Annotated in this window: 4 protein-coding genes; 3 read left to right on the top strand and 1 reads right to left on the bottom strand. The window is 71.5% G+C overall.

The window, feature by feature from the left end; translation table 11 throughout:
- Positions 1–197 precede the first annotated feature (197 nt).
- The 3 genes from ACFWBT_RS41940 to ACFWBT_RS41930 are packed head-to-tail and all read left to right on the top strand — an operon-like array spanning position 198 to position 3,551.
- Entirely contained in the window at positions 198–1,469 is a 1,272-nt protein-coding gene (locus ACFWBT_RS41940) for an outer membrane lipoprotein carrier protein LolA (RefSeq protein ID WP_385709776.1), read from the top strand.
- Between the two features lie 29 nt (positions 1,470–1,498).
- Entirely contained in the window at positions 1,499–2,674 is a 1,176-nt protein-coding gene (locus ACFWBT_RS41935) for an ABC transporter ATP-binding protein (RefSeq protein ID WP_385709773.1), read from the top strand.
- Positions 2,661–3,551: an ABC transporter permease gene (locus ACFWBT_RS41930; RefSeq protein WP_385709770.1), complete on the top strand. Its 891-nt coding sequence runs from the start codon at positions 2,661–2,663 to the stop codon at positions 3,549–3,551. The genes ACFWBT_RS41935 and ACFWBT_RS41930 overlap by 14 nt, the downstream gene beginning before the upstream one ends.
- 13 nt (positions 3,552–3,564) lie before the next feature.
- Here ACFWBT_RS41930 and ACFWBT_RS41925 read toward each other — a convergent pair whose 3' ends face one another.
- Entirely contained in the window at positions 3,565–4,152 is a 588-nt protein-coding gene (locus ACFWBT_RS41925) for a flavodoxin family protein (protein WP_385709767.1), read from the bottom strand.
- Positions 4,153–4,645: the final 493 nt, after the last annotated feature.

Here is a 4,645-nt window from a genome sequence, read left to right as displayed (position 1 = left end):
CGGGTCGGGCGGGGCGCCGCCCCCTCGCGTCATACCGCAGGACTACGCGGAGTTGAGTCCGGGGAGTGACGCTTCGAACCCGCCGATTTGGTCAGATGGACAACACCACTCCTCACCGGTTCGGGTGAGAATGGCGGCTTAGGGGTGGAGCAGGGCACGACGGTAGGGCCGCCGCCGACGACGGAGGTAAGGCACACATGGCACCGTACGCATCCGACGACAGCGCGAGGGCCACCGAGGCCGACGACGCCGACGACCCGCGCGCCGGGCGACGCAAGGCCGCGCGGTACGTCGTTCCGGTCGCGGTGGTGGGGGTGGCGGCGGCGACGATCGGGCTCGTCCCGGCACTCGCCGACTCCGGAGACCCCGACCTGCCGAAGGTCACCGCTCAGCAACTCATCGAGAAGATCGCCAAGTCGGACGTCCAGCAGCTGTCCGGCACGGTCAAGATCAGCACCGATCTCGGACTGCCCAACCTGGGCGGCCTGGAGAGCAGCTTCGCGTCGGGTGCCGCCCGAGGCGACGGAGGCTCCTCCGCGGACCCGCAGTCCAAGCTCCTCGAACTGGCCTCGGGCACGCACACGCTGCGCGTCGCCGCCGACGGCCCGGACAAGGGCAAGGTCTCCCTGCTGGAGGGTGCCGCCGAGTACAGCGTCATCCACAACGGCAAGGACGTGTGGGGGTACGACAGCAAGTCGAACGAGGTCTACCACGCGACGTCCGCCGAGTCCGGGGGCGCCGGGGAGAAGGCGCCGCGGGATGTCCCGGCCACGCCCAAGGGTCTCGCCGACGAGGCCCTCAAGGCCGTCGACGAGACGACCTCCGTGACCGTCGACGGCACCGCGCATGTCGCGGGCCGCGACGCCTACAGGCTGGTCATCAAGCCCAGGCAGTCCGGCTCCACGGTCGGCGCGATCAGCATCGCGGTGGACGCGAGGACGGGTCTGCCGCTGAAGTTCACGCTGACCCCGGCGAGCGGTGGCGCGGCCGTCGTGGATGCGGGCTTCACCCGGGTCGACTTCTCCAAGCCGGCCGCGTCGACCTTCGCCTTCACCCCGCCCAAGGGTGCGAAGGTCACCGAGGGCGACGAGCGCGAGGGTCTGAAGGGCGGCAAGCCGAAGGAGCTGCGCGGCGGCACCTGGAAGGGCGCGGAGAAGGCGCGACCGCAGGCCGAGGAAGGTCTGGCCGGGGGCCTCGACGGCCTGAAGATCATCGGCGAGGGCTGGAACTCCATCGCCGAGTTCGAGACCGGAGGCGAGGGACTGCCGACCGGCGCGTCCGGCTCGACCGGCAACAGTGACGTCGACGGCTTCCTGAACTCCCTCGGCGACCACGTCACCGGCACGTTCGGCTCGGGCACGGTCTTCTCGACCCGCCTGGTCAACGCGCTGATCACGGACGACGGCAAGGTGTACGCGGGTGCCGTCACCAAGGCCGCGCTGGTGAAGGCGGCCAACGCGGCCCAGTAGGTCCCAGGAGAGCCGAACCGAGGGAGCCCATGGAGGAGCTGTCCGCCGTCGAGCCCGATCCGGCGCAGGCCGAGGGCGGCGCCGTGTCCGCCGAACAGGCGGGCAGTGCCCGCACGGCGCCTGCCCGGAAGCCGGAAGGCACCGGCGCCGTGCCAGCCGGGAGAGCGGGTGAGGTCGACGTCGTGCCCGCGGGCGAAAGCGACGCGGCACCGGCGAGGCGAGCCGCAGGCACCGCCCCCGCGCCCACCGCCACCGCGCCCACCTCGATCACCGAGGACGCGGTGATCGCCACTCGCGCGCTGAGCAAGCGCTACCGCGGCGGACAGCTCGCCGTCGACGGCCTGGACCTGACCGTCCCGGCGGGCAGCGTCTTCGGCTTCCTCGGGCCGAACGGCTCGGGCAAGACCACCACCATCCGCATGCTGATGGGCCTGATCGAGCCGACGTCGGGCACGGCCCGCGTGCTGGGGCAGCCCATGCCCCGGTCCGCGCGGGCCGTGCTCCCGCACGTAGGGACGCTGATCGAGGGGCCCGCCCTGTACGGCTTCCTCTCCGGGCGGGACAACCTCCTCCGGTACGACGCCGCCGACCCGACCGCCGATCCCCGGACCCGGCGGACACGCGTCGCGGCGGCCCTCGACCGGGTCGGACTGACCGCCGCCGCGGGCAAGAAGGCGAAGGCGTACTCCCTGGGAATGAAGCAGCGGCTCGGACTCGCGGCCGCGCTGCTCCAGCCCCGCCGCCTGCTCGTCCTGGACGAGCCGACCAACGGTCTCGATCCCCAGGGCATGCGCGAAATCCGCTCATTGGTAAGGGAGTTGGCCTCGGACGGCACGACCGTCTTCCTCTCCTCCCACCTCCTCGACGAGATCGAGCAGGTCTGCACACACGCGGCCGTGATGGCGCGGGGCCGGCTCATCACCCAGGGCGCGGTCGCGGACCTCGCGGCGGGTGCGCGGGGCCGGTTGGTGGTGACCACCCCGGACGCGGGGGACGCGGCCCGGGTCCTCAAGGAACAGGGCGTCGCCGATCTCGTCGTGACCGAGACAGGGGTGACCGCGGAGCCGCCCGACCGCGAACTCGCCGAACTGAACGCCGCGTTGGTCACGGCGGGCGTCCGGGTCCGTGGCTTCGGGGTCGAACGGGCCTCGCTGGAGGACGCGTTCGTGGCACTGACCGGGGAGGGCTTCGATGTCGCGGGCTGAGACGCTGCGCGTGGGGGCGGAGGCCGGCCGTGCACCGAGCCCGCTGTGGACGCTCGGGCTCTTCCGCAGTGAGCTCGTCACGACCTTCCGGCGCTGGCGGACGATCGCCCTGCTCGGCGTGCTCGCGGCCGTGCCGGTCCTCATCGGCATCGCCATCAAGATCGAGACGGGTGACGGTTCGAGCGCGGGCGGTGGCGGAGGTGAGGGACCCGCGTTCATCGCGCAGATCACCAACAACGGTCTGTTCCTGGTGTTCACCGCGCTGGCCGCGACCCTCCCCTTCTTCCTGCCGATGGCGATCGGCGTCATCGCGGGCGACGCGATCGCCGGCGAGGCGAACGCGGGGACCCTGCGCTATCTCCTCGTCGCGCCCGCCGGCCGCACCCGGCTGCTGCTCACGAAGTACGCGACGACGATGACGTTCTGCCTGGTCGCGACCCTGGTGGTGGCCGTCTCGGCGCTCCTGGTGGGCGTCCTGCTGTTCCCGCTGGGCGAGCTGACCACCATCTCCGGGACCCGCATCAGTTTCACCGAGGGACTCGGCCGCGCGCTGCTCATCGCCCTCGTCGTGGCCGCGTCACTGACCGGCGTCGCGGCACTCGGCCTGTTCGTCTCGACCCTCACCAACAGCGGCATCGCGGCCATGGCGACGACGGTCGGCCTCCTCATCACCGTCCAGATCCTCGACCAGATCCCCCAGCTGCACGCGCTCCAGCCGTACTTCTTCTCCCACTACTGGCTGTCCTTCGCCGACCTCATGCGGGACCCGGTCTACTGGGACGACCTGGTGCACAACCTCGGCCTCCAGGGGCTGTACGCCGCCGTGTTCGGGTCGGCGGCGTGGGCGCGGTTCACGGCGAAGGACATCACCGCCTAGACGGGGGCGCGGCTCAGCCCTCGTACGGGAAGCGGGCGAGCGGCGGTTCCTGTGCCGCGAAGAAGGTCTTCGCGCGGGCCAGCGCCTCGGCGTCGTTCAGGACATCGCCGCGCCCGCTGCCGTTGCCGAGCAGCACCCCGCCGAAGCGCATCTTCATGTACGCCGCCGAGTGGCTCAGCGTGCCGATCAGCGGGTCGGCGACCTCCTGCTCCTCGTGCGCGAGCGCGGTGACGCCCCAGAGGGTGCGACCGGCCATGGTGGCCTTGAAGTCGATGCCGGGCGTGCGCAGCCAGCCCGACCAGTAGTCCAGGTAGCGCTTGGTCAGTCCGGACACGGAGTACCAGTACAGCGGCGAGGCGATCACGATGTCGGTGGCCGCGAGCGTGGCGTCGAGCAGCATGCCCGCGGTGCTCCCGGCGGGAGGGCGCACATGGTCGCTGTCGCGGCGCAGGTCCACGAAGTCGGGGAGCGGATGCTCGGCGAGGCTGAGCCAGCGCTGCTCGGCGTCGGCGGGCAGTTGCTCGGCGGCCTCGCGGGCCAGCAGCTCGGTATTGCCACCGGTGCGGCTGCTGCCGAGCAGGAACAGGAAATGGCGGGTCATGGTTCCCCCTGGAGTACACGCCACGAACGACGTCCGATTACATGCGTGCACAATATATGCACACGCATACAGCAGTCCAGGGCGGACCTGAGGCGACCTTCGAACCCACACCCACGCGCCCGCGGCCGTCCCCGCTGTCCGCACCACGGAACCGGCAACGCCCCGTCCGCACACGGAGGTCCCGCCCCCCCGTCCGCACACGGAGGGCCCGCCCCCCGTCCACACACGGAGGGTCCGCCCCCAACCTTCCTTCGCCCCCTCCGCCCCTACCCTTCCCACCCCTGGGGCTCCGCCCCAGACCCCGCTCCTCAAACGCCGGAGGGGCTGAAATTTGCCCCCGGAGCCGAAAGCGCATCAGTGGGCCGACGCCCAAGCTCCCGCGCACCCGCAGCGGGCGTCGCACGGGAGGGGCCGTGCCGGTACATCCCTATGTCCGTCGCTTACGTTCGGATCGAGCAGCAGTTCGCACAGGTAGCCCACGTCTGATCCAGCG

Origin of the sequence: Streptomyces sp. NPDC060027, from assembly GCF_042737005.1 — a bacterium.
In the GTDB taxonomy this organism is placed as follows: Bacteria; Actinomycetota; Actinomycetes; order Streptomycetales; family Streptomycetaceae; genus Streptomyces.
The sequence above is the reverse complement of the archived record's forward strand: the minus strand, read 5'-3'. Positions and strand labels throughout refer to the sequence as shown.

Coding starts and splice junctions, on each gene's coding strand:
- ACFWBT_RS41940 (WP_385709776.1), top strand. CDS start 198: ATGGCACCGTACGCATCCGACGACAGCGCGAGGGCCACCGAGGCCGAC.
- ACFWBT_RS41935 (WP_385709773.1), top strand. CDS start 1,499: ATGGAGGAGCTGTCCGCCGTCGAGCCCGATCCGGCGCAGGCCGAGGGC.
- ACFWBT_RS41930 (WP_385709770.1), top strand. CDS start 2,661: ATGTCGCGGGCTGAGACGCTGCGCGTGGGGGCGGAGGCCGGCCGTGCA.
- ACFWBT_RS41925 (WP_385709767.1), bottom strand. CDS start 4,152: ATGACCCGCCATTTCCTGTTCCTGCTCGGCAGCAGCCGCACCGGTGGC.